Source organism: Bradyrhizobium sp. (genome assembly GCF_004799405.1).
Taxonomy (GTDB): Bacteria; Pseudomonadota; Alphaproteobacteria; order Rhizobiales; family Xanthobacteraceae; genus Bradyrhizobium.
Genome location: NZ_SSMW01000141.1, coordinates 1 through 15,180, shown reverse-complemented (window position 1 = coordinate 15,180; position 15,180 = coordinate 1). Strand labels below are relative to the sequence as shown.

At 59.2% G+C, this 15,180-nt stretch carries 13 protein-coding genes, 1 tRNA gene and 1 pseudogene; 10 read left to right on the top strand and 5 right to left on the bottom strand.

Features of this window, described 5'->3' with window-relative positions:
- Both E7813_RS22300 and E7813_RS22295 read left to right on the top strand, forming a co-directional pair.
- Positions 1-570, top strand: a 570-nt coding sequence (locus E7813_RS22300) for an EAL domain-containing protein (protein ID WP_291577438.1), incomplete at its 5' end; no start/stop codon positions are given.
- Positions 571-679: 109 nt separating this feature from the next.
- Positions 680-1,084 carry a YccF domain-containing protein gene (locus tag E7813_RS22295; RefSeq protein WP_291577437.1) on the top strand — a complete coding sequence of 135 codons (405 nt, stop codon included), beginning with the start codon at positions 680-682 and terminating at the stop codon, positions 1,082-1,084.
- Between the two features lie 13 nt (positions 1,085-1,097).
- On the opposite strand, the gene E7813_RS22290 is transcribed toward E7813_RS22295, so the two are convergent.
- Together E7813_RS22290 and E7813_RS22285 are read right to left on the bottom strand one after the other, a co-directional pair.
- Positions 1,098-2,177, bottom strand: a complete 1,080-nt coding sequence (locus E7813_RS22290; RefSeq protein WP_291577436.1) for an LLM class flavin-dependent oxidoreductase — start codon at positions 2,175-2,177, stop codon at positions 1,098-1,100.
- A 37-nt stretch (positions 2,178-2,214) separates the two neighbouring features.
- On the bottom strand, positions 2,215-2,715 hold the full coding sequence (locus E7813_RS22285) for a copper chaperone PCu(A)C (protein WP_291577435.1): 501 nt from the start codon (positions 2,713-2,715) through the stop codon (positions 2,215-2,217).
- Positions 2,716-3,044: 329 nt separating this feature from the next.
- On the opposite strand from E7813_RS22285, the gene E7813_RS22280 reads away from it, so the two are divergent.
- Positions 3,045-6,275, top strand: a complete 3,231-nt coding sequence (locus E7813_RS22280; RefSeq protein ID WP_363331206.1) for an adenylate/guanylate cyclase domain-containing protein — start codon at positions 3,045-3,047, stop codon at positions 6,273-6,275.
- A 180-nt stretch (positions 6,276-6,455) separates the two neighbouring features.
- Here the strand turns inward: E7813_RS22280 and E7813_RS22275 are convergent, their stop codons facing one another.
- Positions 6,456-7,061 (bottom strand): hypothetical protein, encoded by a 606-nt coding sequence (locus tag E7813_RS22275; RefSeq protein WP_291577433.1) that lies wholly within the window; start codon positions 7,059-7,061, stop codon positions 6,456-6,458.
- A gap of 25 nt (positions 7,062-7,086) precedes the next feature.
- Positions 7,087-7,632: a hypothetical protein gene (locus E7813_RS22270; protein WP_291577432.1), complete on the bottom strand. Its 546-nt coding sequence runs from the start codon at positions 7,630-7,632 to the stop codon at positions 7,087-7,089.
- 698 nt (positions 7,633-8,330) lie between these two features.
- Here E7813_RS22270 and E7813_RS22265 point away from each other — a divergent pair.
- The 7 genes and pseudogenes from E7813_RS22265 to E7813_RS22240 all read left to right on the top strand — a co-directional run bounded on the left by E7813_RS22265 (position 8,331) and on the right by E7813_RS22240 (position 14,319).
- Complete coding sequence (locus tag E7813_RS22265; RefSeq protein WP_291577431.1) at positions 8,331-8,969, top strand: hypothetical protein; 639 nt, start codon at positions 8,331-8,333, stop codon at positions 8,967-8,969.
- Positions 8,970-9,949: 980 nt separating this feature from the next.
- Positions 9,950-10,165 carry a hypothetical protein gene (locus E7813_RS22260; protein ID WP_291577430.1) on the top strand — a complete coding sequence of 72 codons (216 nt, stop codon included), beginning with the start codon at positions 9,950-9,952 and terminating at the stop codon, positions 10,163-10,165.
- A gap of 606 nt (positions 10,166-10,771) precedes the next feature.
- Positions 10,772-11,083 carry a caspase family protein gene (locus E7813_RS26235; protein ID WP_363331205.1) on the top strand — a complete coding sequence of 104 codons (312 nt, stop codon included), beginning with the start codon at positions 10,772-10,774 and terminating at the stop codon, positions 11,081-11,083.
- Complete coding sequence (locus E7813_RS22255) at positions 11,026-12,000, top strand: caspase family protein (protein WP_363331204.1); 975 nt, start codon at positions 11,026-11,028, stop codon at positions 11,998-12,000. Before E7813_RS26235 ends, E7813_RS22255 begins: the two co-directional genes overlap by 58 nt.
- A pseudogene (gene istA / locus E7813_RS22250) lies at positions 11,954-13,247 on the top strand (IS21 family transposase). The gene E7813_RS22255 and the pseudogene istA overlap by 47 nt, the downstream one beginning before the upstream one ends.
- Positions 13,213-14,076, top strand: a complete 864-nt coding sequence (gene istB / locus E7813_RS22245) for an IS21-like element helper ATPase IstB (RefSeq protein ID WP_363331207.1) — start codon at positions 13,213-13,215, stop codon at positions 14,074-14,076. The pseudogene istA and the gene istB overlap by 35 nt, the downstream one beginning before the upstream one ends.
- 166 nt (positions 14,077-14,242) lie before the next feature.
- Positions 14,243-14,319: transfer RNA gene (locus tag E7813_RS22240), tRNA-Arg, on the top strand.
- A 384-nt stretch (positions 14,320-14,703) separates the two neighbouring features.
- Here the strand turns inward: E7813_RS22240 and E7813_RS22235 are convergent.
- A partial coding sequence (locus E7813_RS22235) for a sulfatase-like hydrolase/transferase (protein ID WP_291577429.1) occupies positions 14,704-15,180 on the bottom strand: 477 nt, incomplete at its 5' end.

The following is a 15,180-nucleotide window of genomic DNA, read 5'->3' as shown; positions in this document are numbered from 1 at the left end:
AGCATCAATGTCGCAGCCAAGCAGGCCGGCAATCCCGAATTCATGGGTCTGTTCGCCCAGGCGCTGGAGGTGACCGGATATCCCGAACGCTTCATGATCGAGGTGACGGAAGACGCCTTCGTCGCCAAGACCCATTTCCAGGACGAGATCCTGCCGATCTTCCGGCGGCTCGGCGTCGGGATTTCCATCGACGATTTCGGCATCGGCTATTCGTCACTGTCGGCGCTGGCCGACATCACCGCCGACGAAATCAAGATCGACCGTTCCTTCATCACCGACATTCATAAACGCCCGCGCAGCCAGGGCATCCTGAGAGCGATCGAATCGCTCAGCGAGGCACTGGGCATGACGGTGATCGCCGAAGGCATCGAAACCTTCGAGGAGCTCGCCTATCTGCAGGCCGCCACCAAAATCCGCTACGCACAGGGCTACTATTTTTCCCGGCCGATTTTCCTCGAAGAACTCACGCCGGCCACCCGGATCAGCAGCGACGCGCGCGCCCGCGAAGCCAGCCGCCCGTTGCCGGAAACCCGCCCCGCCTATGCGCGCGCCACCGGCTATCGCCGCTGACCTTGCGCGCGTCCGCAGCCAGACGGCTATCATCGCCGCTACGGAAGGTTTATAAACGCCGGGAACGTTACCGGGCGCGAACGCGCATCCTCTTTTCCGATGAAACCCCATGCCTCCTGTCTCGATAGTCCTGAACATCCTCTGGATCCTGCTCGGCGGATTGTGGATGTCGGTAGCCTGGGTGATCGCGGCCGTCATCATGGCCATCACCATCATCGGGCTGCCGTGGGCGCGGGCCGCGTTCAACATTGCCGCCTACACCTTGCTGCCGTTCGGACAGCAAGCAGTGCGCCGCGACAGCCTGACCGGTCAGCAGGATATCGGCACCGGCCCCTTGGGCCTGATCGGCAATGTGATCTGGCTGGTGCTGGCCGGCTGGTGGCTGGCGCTTGCGCACGTCGTCACTGCGATCGTGCTGGCCGTCACCATCATCGGCATTCCGTTTGCCTGGGCGCACCTGAAGCTTGCCGGCATCGCGCTGTGGCCGATCGGCAAGGAGATCGTTCCGATCTAGCCGCATCCTGACGCTATGCCGCCAGACGGCCGCGGTTGTTGTCGGCGAGAATTGGGCGGACCAGCCGGCCGAACCGCTCGGCTTCCTCGTCGTGCAGATAGCCTGACAGGCAGAACGAATGGCAGCCGGCGTCGATGAATTGCTGCAGCGTCGCGGCGCATTGCGAGGGATTGCCGACCACCGCGATCCCGGCGCCCGGCCGGACCCGGGTGATGCCGGTCCATAGAGGCGGCAGCAGCAAATCGCCATGCTCGCGGGCGAGTTCTTGCACACGCCGGTTGGCTTCGGACTTGTTGTAGAGCGTCTTCATCTCCTGCTTCTGTCGCTCGGTGGCGTCGCGCACCAGAATGTCGGCGGCTTGCCACGCGTCTTGTTCATTCTCGCGGCAGATCACCTGCAGCCGCATGCCGAAGCCGATTTCGTATTCGCGGCCGTGGGCCTGCGCCATCTGCCTTATCTCGGTGATGTTCGAAGCGATCTTTTCCGGCAGGTCGCCCCAGAACAGATGCACGTCGGAATGCTTCGCCGACATTTCCCAGGCCTGCCTTGAGCCGCCGCCGAGATAGAACTTCGGGAACGGCTGCTGCAACGGCCGCGGCCGGATATGCGCGCCGGACAACGTGTGAAATTTGCCCTGGAAATTCAACGGACCGCGCGTGGTCCACAGCGCCTTGAGGATCGAGACCTCCTCCTCCATCAGAGCGTAGCGTTCTTCCTTGGCGTAGCGCACGCCCTCGCCTTCCACTTCGCTTTCGTTCTGCCCGGCGATCAGGTTGACGCAGATGCGCCCACCCGACATCTGGTCGAAGGTCGAGATCATCTTGGCCAGCAGCACCGGATTGATGTAGCCGGGACGCGCCGCGATCAGCGGCTTGATCTTCGCCGAGCGGGCCGCCATGAACGCGCCGGTGATCCATGCTTCCCAGCAGGTGGAGCCGACCGGAATCAGCAGGTATTCGAAACCTGCCTTCTCCGCAGCCTGCACGACGCGGTCGCATAGTTCGGGCGATCCGGCAATCTGGGCCGCGGCCACGCCATAGGCCGTGGTGTCGCCGTGCGTCGGCAGATACCAGCCAAATTCAAGCGGACGCATCGAAAGCGTACTGCGCGTCGTCACCGGGCTCGCGTCTTCATTTTTTCATCTTGCCGTCAGCTTTGGGCGGTGCCGGTCCTTTGGCGGAGGCGCCAAGCACCTCGAACGGCACGGTGACCTTGCCGGCCTTTTCAAACTCAAGCGTCATCGAGACCTTGGTCCCCTTCTTCATGGCGCTCTTCAGCTTCAACAATGCTAGCTTGTAGCCGCCGGGCGCCAGCACCACCTTGTCGCCGGCGGAAATCCCCAGTCCTTTGTCGACCGTATCCGACGAGGTTGCCCCTCCGGCCATGCTGATTTGCTGGATCTCAATCTTTTCCGCGACGTCCGACGATGCGCCAACCAGGCGGTCGGCGGCCGTGCCCTTGTTTTCGATCGTCAGATAGCTGCTGGCCAATTCCGAACCGCTCGGTGCTGCGCGACTCCAGGGCTGTGAAATCACGAGATCGCCCACCTTGACTTCTTGCGATTGCGCGGGCGGGCCGGCAAGCGCGCCGACCAGGAGCATGGATACAAAGAGATATGCGCTGGGTTTCAATTTCGTCTCCATTGGCCATGTTTCGGCCGCCCTGAGGGCGGAATGCTCGATCCATGATGCCAAGTTCACGGACGATTGCAATGATCCCTGACCCCTAAAAAGAGGAGCCGACCCCTGACATATCCGACAAAGGTTCTCGCCGGACCGCTGCCTCGGGGCTTTGCTCGCCGCCCCCTGCGTCAACGTGGTTAAGAAGCCGATCCTGCGAGGCAATTGACGGGCGTCGATGGGCCGATCTAACCCTACACAAGCATGGAATTGGACGCCGTCCCGGGCTACGATTACTTCCGACCGGCGACCGCTTACTCAGCCCTTTAAGGGGTTTCGGGATGCAATGTTTGCGTTGTGGTTACCAGAACAAGGCCACCAACGAATATTGCGAAGGATGCGGGGCATCTCTTGGGATCGGGTGCCACGCCTGCGGCCACCTCAACGGACCGAACAGCCGCTTTTGCGGCAAGTGCAGCGCCGCGCTGATGCCCTCCGCTTCGGAGGCGCCCAGCCAGTCCTGGCAGCATATGCTGAGGTCGTTGAACGCCAAGGGCGGAGAGCGCAAGCGCCTGACCGTTCTATTCGCCGACATCCGCAATTCAACCAGTCTGATCGACGGTCTCGGCGATCCTGAACTGGGCATGAGACGGCTGCAACCGGTTCTGGATCTGATGCATGAAGCCGTGCGTCGCTACGATGGCGTCGTCAACAAGGCGCAGGGCGACGGTGTCATGGCGCTGTTTGGCGCGCCGCAGCCTCACGAGGATCATGCCGTCCGGGGTTGCCTCGCCGCGCTGACCATGCAGGACGAGGTCAAGCGGCTCGATGACCCCGCCCTGCAGATTCGCGTCGGCGTTCACACCGGCGAGGTCGTCGTTCAATCGATCGAGCACGGCATCTACCAGACCTATGATGCGGCGGGCGCAAACGTGCACATCGCAAATCGCATGGAGCAGTTGGCCGATGCCGGCGGCATTCTGATTACGAAAGAAACCTACACGGCCGCCAGGCAATTCGTCGAAGTCGAACCGCTCGGCCTGCAGCCTATTCGCGGGCTCCCCGAACCCATCGAGGTGTTCAAGCTGGCAGGCCTGAAGCATGCCCCCTCGAGCGGCGTGTTCCGAAGCGGACGGCGGCTGAGCCCGCTCACCGGCCGAAGCGAACAGTCTTCCGCGCTCGCGCTGGAGCTCGAAAGCACCCTGCGGGGTGACGGCCGCGTGGTTGGCGTCGTGGGTGAAGCCGGGATCGGCAAGAGCCGGCTTTGTTTCGAGTTTGCGGAAGATTGCCGCGGAAAGGGCATCCGGGTCTTCGAAGCGCGCGTCCTGGCGCATGGTCGGGCCACCCCTTTCCAGCCCGTGCTGGAGTTGTTGCGCGATTTCTTTGGCCTCAGGGCGAACGAACCCGCCGACATATCGCGCCCGCGCGTCCTCGACCGGTTGGCGGACCTGCCTGTCTCCGAACAGCAATCGCTCGTGTTGCTGGAGTTTTTGGGCCTCACCGGCCCGCAGCCGCCGGCGTTCAAACTCGACCCCAAGGCGCGAAAGACCCTGTTGCTCGATTTTGTCCAAACGCTGGTGCGGTCGGTCCCGCGGGACACCGCCACCGTGGTGCTGATCGACGATCTGCACTGGATCGATGCGGCAAGCGAGGAATTCGTCGAGGCGCTGGTCGACGCCGTGGTCGGCACCACGACCCTTCTGGTGGTGAATTTCCGGCCGGGATTTGTCGCGCCGCTGATGCACCGGCTGCATTACCGGCAGATCAACATGCCTCCGCTCGCCCCGGCGCAGGCGCAAGCGATACTGCGCGATCATTTTGGCAGCGATCCTTCGCTGGCGTTGCTGAGCCGGAACATCATCGAGCGCGCCCAGGGAAATCCGTTCTTTCTGGAAGAACTTGTGAATGCGCTGGTTGAACGGGGAGACTTCGAGGGGGAAAAGGGCGCCTATCGGCTAAAGGGCGGCGTCGATTCGATCCCGTTGCCCGCGACGGTGCAGGCCGTCGTGGCGGCTCGTATCGACCGTCTTGATGAATCTGCAAAGCAGGTGCTGGAGATAGCCTCGGTCGTCGGCCGCGAGATTTCGATATCAGTGCTCAATTCAGTTTCCGGCCTGTCCCAGACCGAGCTTTCGGAGGCGATCGGACATCTCAGGCGGGTCGAGCTTCTCTATGATGTTCCCCCCTTCGAACAGCGTCTTGTCGCATTTCGCCATCCCCTGATCCAGGAAGTTGCCTATCGATCCCTGCTGCACGAGCGTCGCCGCGAAATTCACTCATCGGTCGCGCAGGCGATCGAGAAGCTGTTTACGGATCATGCGGAAGAACGCGCTTCGCTGCTGGCCTATCATTGGGAGCAGGCCGGCGATCCTCTCAAGGCGGCCCAGCTCAACATGCGCGCCGCGGTGTGGGTCGGCGCCAACGATCCCAGTCAGGCATTGCGAAGCTGGAAGAAGGTGCGCGAACTGCTTTCGGACCAGCCGGGTTCGGCTCAAATCGATTATTTGAAAATGATGGCCTGCGGCCAGATCGTCAATTTCGGATGGCGGGAGGGAATTTCGTCGGAGGAAGCCGGGGTCTACTTCGAGGAAGCCAAAAAGCTGGCATCGGCCCTGGGCGATGTGAGAGCCAATTCGCTGATCCATGCGGCCTATGGCCGAATCCTGGCGAATGGCGGCTCGGCCGACGAATATGTCAAGCGAATCGAGGAAGCCAAGGCGATCGCCGATCAAGGCAGCGACCTCAGCGTCCAGGTCACGCTCAAGGCCATTCTCTGCCACGCCTTGCGGGCTTCAGGCCGCATGTCGGAAGCGCTGAAGATGAACATCGAAGCGACGGACAGCGCGCACGAAATCGCGAAGTTCGACCGGCAGATGCTCGGATTCGATGTCGAGATCTGGCTGACCGCCATGCGTGGACATACCCTGGTGACGCTGGGCCGGGGCGATGAAGCCCGGCCGTTCCTGGAGCGCATCCTTCAACTGGAAGACGGCCACGTCGACGCAATCCATTATGTGATACCGAGCCTTGCCTATGTGGACCTCGCCTGGGCCGAGGGCGATGCCGGGTTGGCGCAGGAGCACGCCAACCGTGCCTATTCGCTCGCCATGAAAAGCGGCAACCCCTATTTGCGGGTCTATGCGCAGGCCTGCCGCGGCCTTTCTCATGTCATCGCAGGACGGCTGACATCTGCCATCGAAGACCTGTCGGAAGCGCTCAGCTTCGCGCGATCGAGGAAGGCCGGCCTGGAAAACGAGGCCCGCATTCTGGCCGACCTGGCAAACGCCTACCGGCTCAACGGCGAGACCGCGATTGCATTTTCTACGGTCAGGGAAGCCATCGAGATCGCGACCGCGCGTCATGCCCGCGTGCCGGAATGTTTTGCCCGCATTGTGCATGCCGACCTTCTGATCCGCTCCGAAACGGAAGACCAAAAGCTGGCAGGGCAACAGGAGCTGGATCGATCGCGCGCCCTTATCCGCGAAACCGGGGCCTTGATATTCGAGCCCCTGCTCGAGAGCGCGAACGTCGAAATCGGCCGCAGCCGCACAGCATCCCACCAGGCAGGCTAGACTGGCACCGCGTAAGCATAAGGCGATGCAACGCCGTCCCATCAACCGCGGTTGTCGTCGCCCGGCTTGACCGGTCGATCCGGTACGCCGTGGCCTTTCGGGTTGATCACCACCGTCTCTGGAATACTGGGTCCCCCGCTTTCGCGTAGGACGACAAGCGTGGCAGTCAAGGCAGGGCATTTACCGCCGCTTCTTGGCCGCCCGCTTCTTGGCTGTCCGCTTTTTGGCAACCTTCTTCTTGCCAGGCTTCTTTCCCTTGCCCGGTTTCTTCTTTTTCTTGGCCAACGGATGAACCGGCCCGATCTCTCCGAGGTCAGGACCGGGATTGGGATCCCCGGCTTCCCCGGCTGGAATTTCGTGATCGCAAAGCAACGTTATCCTCAAGAACACATTCCCGATGGCGTCGGCCGCCTCGCGAGTTACCCGAACAACGTAGGTATTTTGAGGAATGGTCGCGTCGAACTGAGCCCAAAAATGAACGCCCACGATGTTTCCCGCACTGTTTTCAACCGCGGTCTTCAACGCGTTCTGTATATCGATTTGATTCTGGCGTGACAGTATTCTTGCAAGGAAAGCGAACCACCTCGCTTTCGCCTTTGGGCCCGAGGTCGGCCATATGTTTAGCCGAAAAGACGCGCGTGCCAGACTCTTGCCGTTGCCCCAGAGAAAGTCATCGTGAGACGAGCTTACATAGTGTTTAAGGGCTGAAAACGGGGATGCGGTGAATCGGGTGGTTAACTGATTGATGACATCGATGTCATTTCCGTTTGGCAAAAGGTCGCCCATTTTAGTCTCCCTCTGGATTCATAAATCAAATCATTCCACAAGCATCCCTGACGTCAGCCTTGGCATTCATCAGCCGGCGTTTTCTCTTAGTCCAGTTCAAGAACGAGCACGCTGGGCGTCCAGCTTTCACTGAGACGCGGGATTTTAAATTGGCTGCGCTCTCAATCTGACTTAACGCGGGCTCGATGGCAAATCCGGAATTGTTTTTCTGAAGCTGAGCCTGGCCTTCGGTAACCGCCCAGCAATCGGCCGCACAATCGCATGCCAGTTCCCGCATCCATGGCAACCGGCATCCTCGGCTGAGATGGTGTCCGGTTTCGTGCAATAGAATAAAGACCAGCGCGTCCCGACCAATTTCCGGATGATAGGCAAGTCCCCCGAACAGGTTTACCGATCGCACATTGTCCAGAATAGACGCTTGAGCGTTGACCGCGGTCACCCTGTCAAGAATCCGGAAATTCAGCTCCGGAAAACTGGTCCGGAAAATTCCAAGTATCTTCTCCACCAGCGCATATCTTCCAGCACTGCGGTTCTGACTCTCAAGCGCGTTGCGGGTCTGCTCGAATATCATCCGAGACCATGAAGTTATAAGAAGTTATAACTATCCCAGCAAAGTCATATGCGGCGGTGAACCGAGCTATTCTCATTTGCAGCTTATTGTAGCGTTTATGAAAGAGGCAAGTCGATTTGTGCCTGATGGTCGGCTTTCCTCAAAACCCGGCCGCAATCCCGGCGCGCTCGGCACGCCCTTTTCCGGCGCACCCGGCACGATTCCAACGTATGACCTTCGCCTGAACGAGGGCAACGCGACTCCAACCGAGCCATTTGTTCAATACCGGCAACCGATGTGGCCGTTGCCGAGGCCCGGCCAATCGGCTAAATGAACCTTCACGCACCCGTAGCTCAGCTGGATAGAGCGTTGCCCTCCGAAGCTGGACCGGTGAGATGCCTCATCCCTTTAAACTGTGCTTGTTGCAGCGACCGGCGCGCGATTTTCATGTCTCAGGCACACCCGGGCCACACTAGGTCTCGTGGCCAGTCGCAGCGCGTGCGCAGCCGGGCGAGCGGATGCGGCGAATTGGCGTGCTCATGATTACGTCAGAGATTGACCGGGAATCTGAAAAGCGCGCGGTGCGGCAATCCGGAGCCGAGCACATGATCCAGGCACGATGACAACCTGGCGTGACCCTTACAACTTGCCATCAGCCAATCAGCCGGGCATGATCCAAATAGACTTAGAATTTGGTTGTTAGATCTAGGAGGAAGGCCATGGGAGATTTGATTCCAAATCCGAACGATCTTCAAATTGTTGACGGCCTAAATGCACGTTTCAGCGGCCCTAAGCTCCAAAGCTTGCGGGCTCACATTCAGAATAACAACGACGATTTCTTTGCCCCTGGACGACAGCTGAGGCGTCTCACATGGCGACTAAACGTCTTTCCATCATCAGGCCCCAAACCGAAGGGAAGATGGCTGACGTTCCTCAAAGACATTTTGCCGCAACCAATTCATGACCAAATACTTGCCGAGCTTCGCGACGCGGTCGGCAACCCGGCGCGAGTCAATAACAATTGTGCAGGAGTCCGTTTTTGGGCGGCTTATGATCCCAATCTAGCTACGCCATATGGGCTTGTTGTAGGCAGGGAACCGCCAGATGCAAACGGACTCTATTGGAAGACAATTACCTTAACATGTTTGGCGGAAATTCCCGCCAACGTTCAGGGCGATCCCTCCAATCCGCCCCGTGACACCGGTGAAAATGGTCCCCCTCAACCCGCATTACGAACAAGAAAAGGCGGCGGCAAACGGACAGGTAACAAGGGCGGGGTGAAGAAAGCCGCGAAGAGCAAAACGAATAAGGTGGCCAAAAAAGCTGCAAAAAAGAAACAGAAGGGCAAAAAACGATAAATCGGCACAGCAAAGCGGCCGCGCTTTGGCACATATCGAGGGCAAGCACGGGCGCGGGAACTGCGTTCGCTGCAAAGGGCCGACGACCATTCGAGCGCATTAGCAATGGCAACTCGAACTACGCGTTGATTCAGCGGCGTCTCGCCGTGGGGACGCTCGCAATCTTTTGGCACCAACCACTCGGCTTATGACGAAATACATCTGCTCTTCGCGGATAAAGCCACGAACCGCTGCGCACTCTTACGGCCGAAGACCTTTGAGAAGCGATGCAAAAGCATGCGTCTGGAAGCTGCCGCCAAGGCTCACCGATCTACGTGCGCTTGCGTCAGTATTGATTCGGCACATACCGGAAGTGATAGGCGTGCGGTGAGAGAGGCGCGATCGCACGGTTCAAAACTGTGAATTGCAATTTCGGTTTACCTGTCCGGGTAAGAATGGCCGAGTCACCTTGAGGGAAGCAACGGTGTCGCTTTTGTCGCAGAACACTTAGACACTGGTTCATTCTGGTTTGCTCCGGGCGCGTCAACTTCGAAGGTTATGGGCACACAAGCGTTCGCCGAGGGCGAGCAGGCACCGAGGTCCACTGTGATAGGACGCTGTTGGGTATTGCCACGCGTCTTCAGTTCGATTCGCAGCGGAAGATCGAAGTAATACGGAGATCCTGTGACGACCTTCGGCAAGGTTTCTCGCCACCACTTACCATTCGGTCCATCGACCTTAAACTGAACTCCGTATTCAGAAGAAACCTTAAGGTCGCCTGAGGCGGAAATGCAAAATATGACTCGATCCGCGAGAGTTCCTACAGAAAGATTCACTCCGTCCTTTTGCAAATACACTTCTGCTGCTGCCGGGGCCACAAGCATCAGCACTGACGAAATGGCCACATATACAATTCGTATCATCGAATTCCAGAACTCTGGCTTGCCTGGGCGGTTTCTCACGCGTAAGTTGAGGACGATATTATCGCAGGAGAGTGAAACATGAAACGCATTTTCGCGATTGCGGTCTTAGCTCTGTTCGGTTCAAACGGGGCCTTCGCCAAAGAGATTACGGTAAAGTCCTGGTGTCCGATGACTAAGGCATCCGGAATTGGAAAAGGCGCAACACTTGAGGTTGCTAGGGAACTTGCGATCAAAAAATGTTTGGCCAACGGTGGCTTGAGTAGTTGCTGTCCGAAGTTCACTCGGCAGATTTAACCCGTCCTCACCAAATTTTAATGCGAGCGGAGAGTCTAAGGATTGTTAATTAACAGTCTCCCGTCCGCGCGAGTGAGTCGCGACACCTCTGGATGAAAGTAGCCTGTCTACGTCAGCGAAATTCGTCGCTGCCCTATATCCCGCTCACAAATCCGCGGCGGGTTTTTGATCCCCGGGGTCTAACCAAAGTTAAACTAAGATATCCAGACCCGGGCGAGACGGAGTAATTGCGTCAAGCATTGCCATTGTCCGGTCCCAACACTTTTCGGAGATGCCGGGGTGGCCGGACGATGACTGCTATCGGCTAGAGCGGACATGCCGTTCTAGCGTGGCCAGTTCCGCTTTTTGACCCATCGCACCCGTTCGCCAGCGATAATTATTGCGATGCAAATTGTTAGCCCGACGCCACTTCGCCGGTTGCTTTGCGGATCGTGACTTTTCATCACACAGCTTTCTTCTGGAGGTTGTGCTCGCCAGTGTGGGTGATAGGCTCGGTCTATTGCCGATTTGGGATTCCCGATGCGCGCCGTTGCGGCCGTCATTTTAGCAATTTGGTCAACCTGGCTTTTCAGTCAGCCCGCGTTTGCGGACAAACGGGTAGCGCTGGTGATAGGCAATTCAGCCTATCAAAAGGTCAGCCCGCTCGCCAATCCAGTGAACGATTCCGAAGCGATTTCAGCGACGTTCAAGAGCGCCGGTTTCGATGTCGTCGAGCTCAAACGCGACCTCAATGTGAGCGAGATGCGCCGCGCCTTGCGCGATTTCGCCAATACCGTCCGTGATGCCGACGTCGCTATCGTTTATTACGCAGGACACGGCATCGAGATCGACGGCACCAACTATCTGATACCGGTCGAGCCGTGCTGGAGCATGACATCGATGCGTTCGACAAGGCCATTCCGCTGGATCGGCTTTTGACGGTCATCGAGCCCGCGAGGCAATTGCGGCTCGTCATTCTGGACGCGTGCCGCGACAATCCCTTCAACAAGACCATGAAGCGCACCATCGGGGCGCGCGCGATCGGGCGAGGGCTGGCCAAGGTCGAGCCAGGCAGTCCCAATACGCTGATCGCCTTCGCCGCGAAAGCCGGATCGACCGCATCCGACGGTGGCAGCAAAAATAGCCCTTTCACCGCTGCCCTTGTCAAATATCTGCCGCGACCGGGTCTCGATCTGCGTAAGGCGTTCGGCTTTGCCCGCGACGAAGTCCTGAAGGTCACCAATAACAAGCAGGAGCCGTTCATCTATGGCTCGCTTGGCGGAGACGACGTGGCGCTGGTGCCCGCCGTGGCAACGCCATCCCCTGCTGCGGGCGTCGCTGATCCCAGCGCGGCGGTAAGGCGTGACTACGAGATTGCGCTGCAAATCAACGAGCCGGCAATTTGGGATTCCTTTATTAGGAACTATCCATCAGGATTCTATACTGACGTCGCGAAAGCGCGGCGCAACAAGCTTAATGCAGAGATCGCCAGTATTGCTTCAACCGAAAAAGCTAAGGTGTCTTCTGACGAGCAAAAGCGCCTCGCCGTTGAGGGTGCAAAGGGTGCCGAGCAAGCAAAGGCAGCCGAGCAGGCGAAAGCCGCCGAGCAAGAGCGCGTCGCTGCTGAAAAGAAGAAGGCGGCCGAGGACGCCAAGTTCGCCGAGGCTGAGCGGGTAAAGGCCGCGGCTCAGGCCAAGGCCGCCGAAGACGCCAGGCTTGCCGCTGAAAAAGCCAAGAAGATCGAAGACGCCAAAGCCGAGCAAGCGCGCATCGCCGCCGAAAAGAAGAAGGCCCAGGAAGACGCCAAAGCTGCTGAAGTTGAACGAGCCAAAGCCGCGGCACAGGCGCGGCTATGACGGCGGTTACGACGCCGTGCGGCGTTATGCCAGGCGGTGGAGCAAGGAGCGCGGGCAATCGACGGCGGCGGCCTACGTTCCGCTGAGCTTTGCGCCTGGAGAAGCCTATCAGTTTGACTGGAGCCATGAGGTCGTCCTGCTGAATGGCGTGACGGTGATGGTGAAGGCCGCCCATGTCCGGCTCTGCCACAGCCGGATGCTGTTCGTGCGGTGCTACCCGCGCGAGACACAGGAGATGGTGTTCGACGCCCACGACCGGGCGTTCGCGTTGTTCAAGGGCACCTGCAGCCGCGGCATCTACGACAATATGAAGACTGCCGTGGAGACGATCTTCGTCGGCAAAGGACGTCTCTACAATCGCCGCTTCATGCAGATGTGTAGCCATTACCTTGTCGACCCGGTCGCCTGCACGCCGGCATCAGGCTGGGAGAAGGGCCAGGTCGAGAACCAGGTTGGGCTTGTCCGGGAGCGCTTCTTCACGCCACGGCTGCGGTTCAAAACCCTCGACGAGTTAAACGCATGGCTGCTGGACAAGTGCATCGCCTACGCCAAAGCGCATCGCCATCCTGAACTGACCGAGCAGACAGTCTGGGAGGTGTTCGAGGCAGAACGGCCAAAGCTTGTTCCCTATGCCGGCCGGTTCGACGGATTCCACGCGGTGCCGGCATCGGTCTCAAAGACCTGCCTGGTGCGGTTCGACAATAACAAATACTCGGTCACGGCCAGCGCGGTCGGACGTCCGGTCGAGGTTCATGCCTATGCCGACCGCATTGTGATCCGCCAGGACGGGCGCATCGTTGCCGAGCATCCGCGATCCTTCGGCCGCGGCGAGACGACCTACGATCCCTGGCATTACGTACCGGTGCTGGCTCGCAAGCCCGGCGCCTTGCGTAACGGCGCTCCCTTCAAAGACTGGGTACTGCCCGCAGCGATTGAACGTGTGCGGCGCAAGCTCGCCGGCGCCGACGATGGCAATCGGCAGATGGTCGACATCCTCAACGCGGTTCTGACCGACGGTCTGCCGGCCGTCGATGCGGCCTGCGCCGAGGCAATCGCCCACGGCGTCCATTCCGCCGATGTCGTTCTCAACATCCTGGCTCGGCAACGTGAGCCCGCCCCACCAGCCAACATCATGACGCCGGCTGCACTGACCTTGCGCCATGCCCCGATCGCCGACTGTGCCCGTTACGACAACCTCAGGAGAACCAACTAATGGAGCGTACTCAACTGTTCGACCTCATGGGTGAGCTCAAGCTCTACGGCATGAAGGCCGCCTTCGACGAGATCATGGCGACCGCTGTCAAACGCCAGCACGAACCTCAACGCATTGTCGGCGATCTGCTCAACGCCGAGATCAACGAGAAGCAGGCACGCTCGATCAAGTACCAGCTCACCATCGCCAAATTGCCGCTTGCCAAGGACCTTGAGGACTTCCAGTTCGAAGGCACACCCATCAACCAGACGCTGGTCAATGATCTCGCCAGCGGCGGCTTCATCGCCCAGCAACGTAACGCCGTCCTGGTCGGCGGTACCGGCACCGGCAAAACACATATGGCCATCGCAATCGCCAGAAGCTGCATCCGATCTGGTGCCCGCGGCCGCTTCTACAACGTGGTCGACCTCGTCAACCGCCTGGAGATCGAGACCCGCAATGGACGGCAAGGTCGCATCGCCGAGCATCTGACCCGGATGGACTTCATCGTCCTCGACGAACTCGGCTACTTGCCGTTCGCTCAATCCGGCGGCCAGCTACTGTTCCATCTCGTCAGCCGGCTCTACGAGCGCACGTCGATCGTCGTCACCACCAATCTTGCCTTCGGTGAATGGCCCAGCGTGTTTGGCGACGCCAAGATGACCACCGCGCTGCTCGACCGCCTGACTCACCATTGCGACATCGTGGAAACCGGCAACGACAGTTGGCGCTTCAAAAGCCGCGACGACGATCACGCAACCCGCGCTCGCCACGTCTCCGCAACCCCGACCAGCTCCGACGAGGCGAGCGCTACCGCCAAAACCCGTCGCCCAAAGGGGTCAAAATTGGACGCCGATACGGGGTCAAATTTGAACGCCGATTGACACCGGCACTCTCGGCACATGCTTTTCTGGCGCACCCGACACGATTCGAACGTGTGACCTTCGCCTGAAAGAGGGCAACGCGACTCCAACCGAGCCATTTTGTTCAATACCAGCAGGCCATGTGGCCGTTGCCGAGGCTCGGCCAATCGGCTAAATGAACCTTCACGCACCCGTAGCTCAGCTGGATAGAGCGTTGCCCTCCGAAGGCAAAGGTCACACGTTCGAATCGTGTCGGGTGCGCCAATGGTATCAATGGCTTACATCCGGCACTCGAATGAGAACATTTTGCTCAGCTAGCGCATAGCTAGCGGCGGCTCAGCCAACGGAAACATGGCGAGGATCGAAGCTCCTCGCCATGTTTGCTCAAGACCCCGTGCACCGGATAGCGGTCCATCCCCAAGGGCGACTAAATCCCGCGCGCGCCGATGCCGCCTTTGGACATACTATGCCGAGGTTCGAGCAGTTGCGCACGTGCATCCAGAAGCGACTTGCCGGGTTGACCGATCCGAAGCTGCTGCCGTTACCCTGCGGCCAACACGGTTGCCTACTCGATTGATTCCCCGCTCCCTTGCCATCCAACAGACGTCGTATTGGAGGGGCCGGGCGACCCGAATAAGGGCACAACAATCAGCTCGTTATCGCTGTGATCAGCAGTTCGTTTAATTGGGCGGCCGACACAGTGACCGGTGGGACCGACGAGGTCGGCGCAATATTTCTCAAAATGACAAACGGAGTTTCCCCCCTTGAGGCGACGTTCCGTAGTGCAGGTCTATGATCACCGAAGAATGCGAGAACATAATCTCGACCGGAATCGTCAAGACTTTCTATCACCATTCCAAGGAGCCGATCCGAGTTATAAACGTGCTCCAGATAATTATCGATGTCTGTCCAGGGCCCGTGATTTTCCATGGTGACGGCGTAGAAAAGCGACGGGCGCCCGGATTGCCTGATTCTATCCAGGAGAACTTGCCCCACCGCGCGGTCGGATATGTATCGTCCTATCCGTTCAGCGGACGTGAATTCGGTATTGGCCTCGTCCAAAAACACGTCGAAACCAAGCGCCGGAATCGCTACATCGCGGCGAAAAAAACGACGATCGTAGGG

What these genes read in the sequence shown, in the direction of transcription:
- E7813_RS22295 (WP_291577437.1), top strand. Translation starts at nt 680, where the DNA reads ATGCCTCCTGTCTCGATAGTCCTGAACATCCTCTGGATCCTGCTCGGC.
- E7813_RS22290 (WP_291577436.1), bottom strand. Translation starts at nt 2,177, where the DNA reads ATGCGTCCGCTTGAATTTGGCTGGTATCTGCCGACGCACGGCGACACC.
- E7813_RS22280 (WP_363331206.1), top strand. Translation starts at nt 3,045, where the DNA reads ATGCAATGTTTGCGTTGTGGTTACCAGAACAAGGCCACCAACGAATAT.
- E7813_RS22275 (WP_291577433.1), bottom strand. Translation starts at nt 7,061, where the DNA reads ATGGGCGACCTTTTGCCAAACGGAAATGACATCGATGTCATCAATCAG.
- E7813_RS22270 (WP_291577432.1), bottom strand. Translation starts at nt 7,632, where the DNA reads ATGATATTCGAGCAGACCCGCAACGCGCTTGAGAGTCAGAACCGCAGT.
- E7813_RS22265 (WP_291577431.1), top strand. Translation starts at nt 8,331, where the DNA reads ATGGGAGATTTGATTCCAAATCCGAACGATCTTCAAATTGTTGACGGC.
- E7813_RS22260 (WP_291577430.1), top strand. Translation starts at nt 9,950, where the DNA reads ATGAAACGCATTTTCGCGATTGCGGTCTTAGCTCTGTTCGGTTCAAAC.
- istB (WP_363331207.1), top strand. Translation starts at nt 13,213, where the DNA reads ATGGAGCGTACTCAACTGTTCGACCTCATGGGTGAGCTCAAGCTCTAC.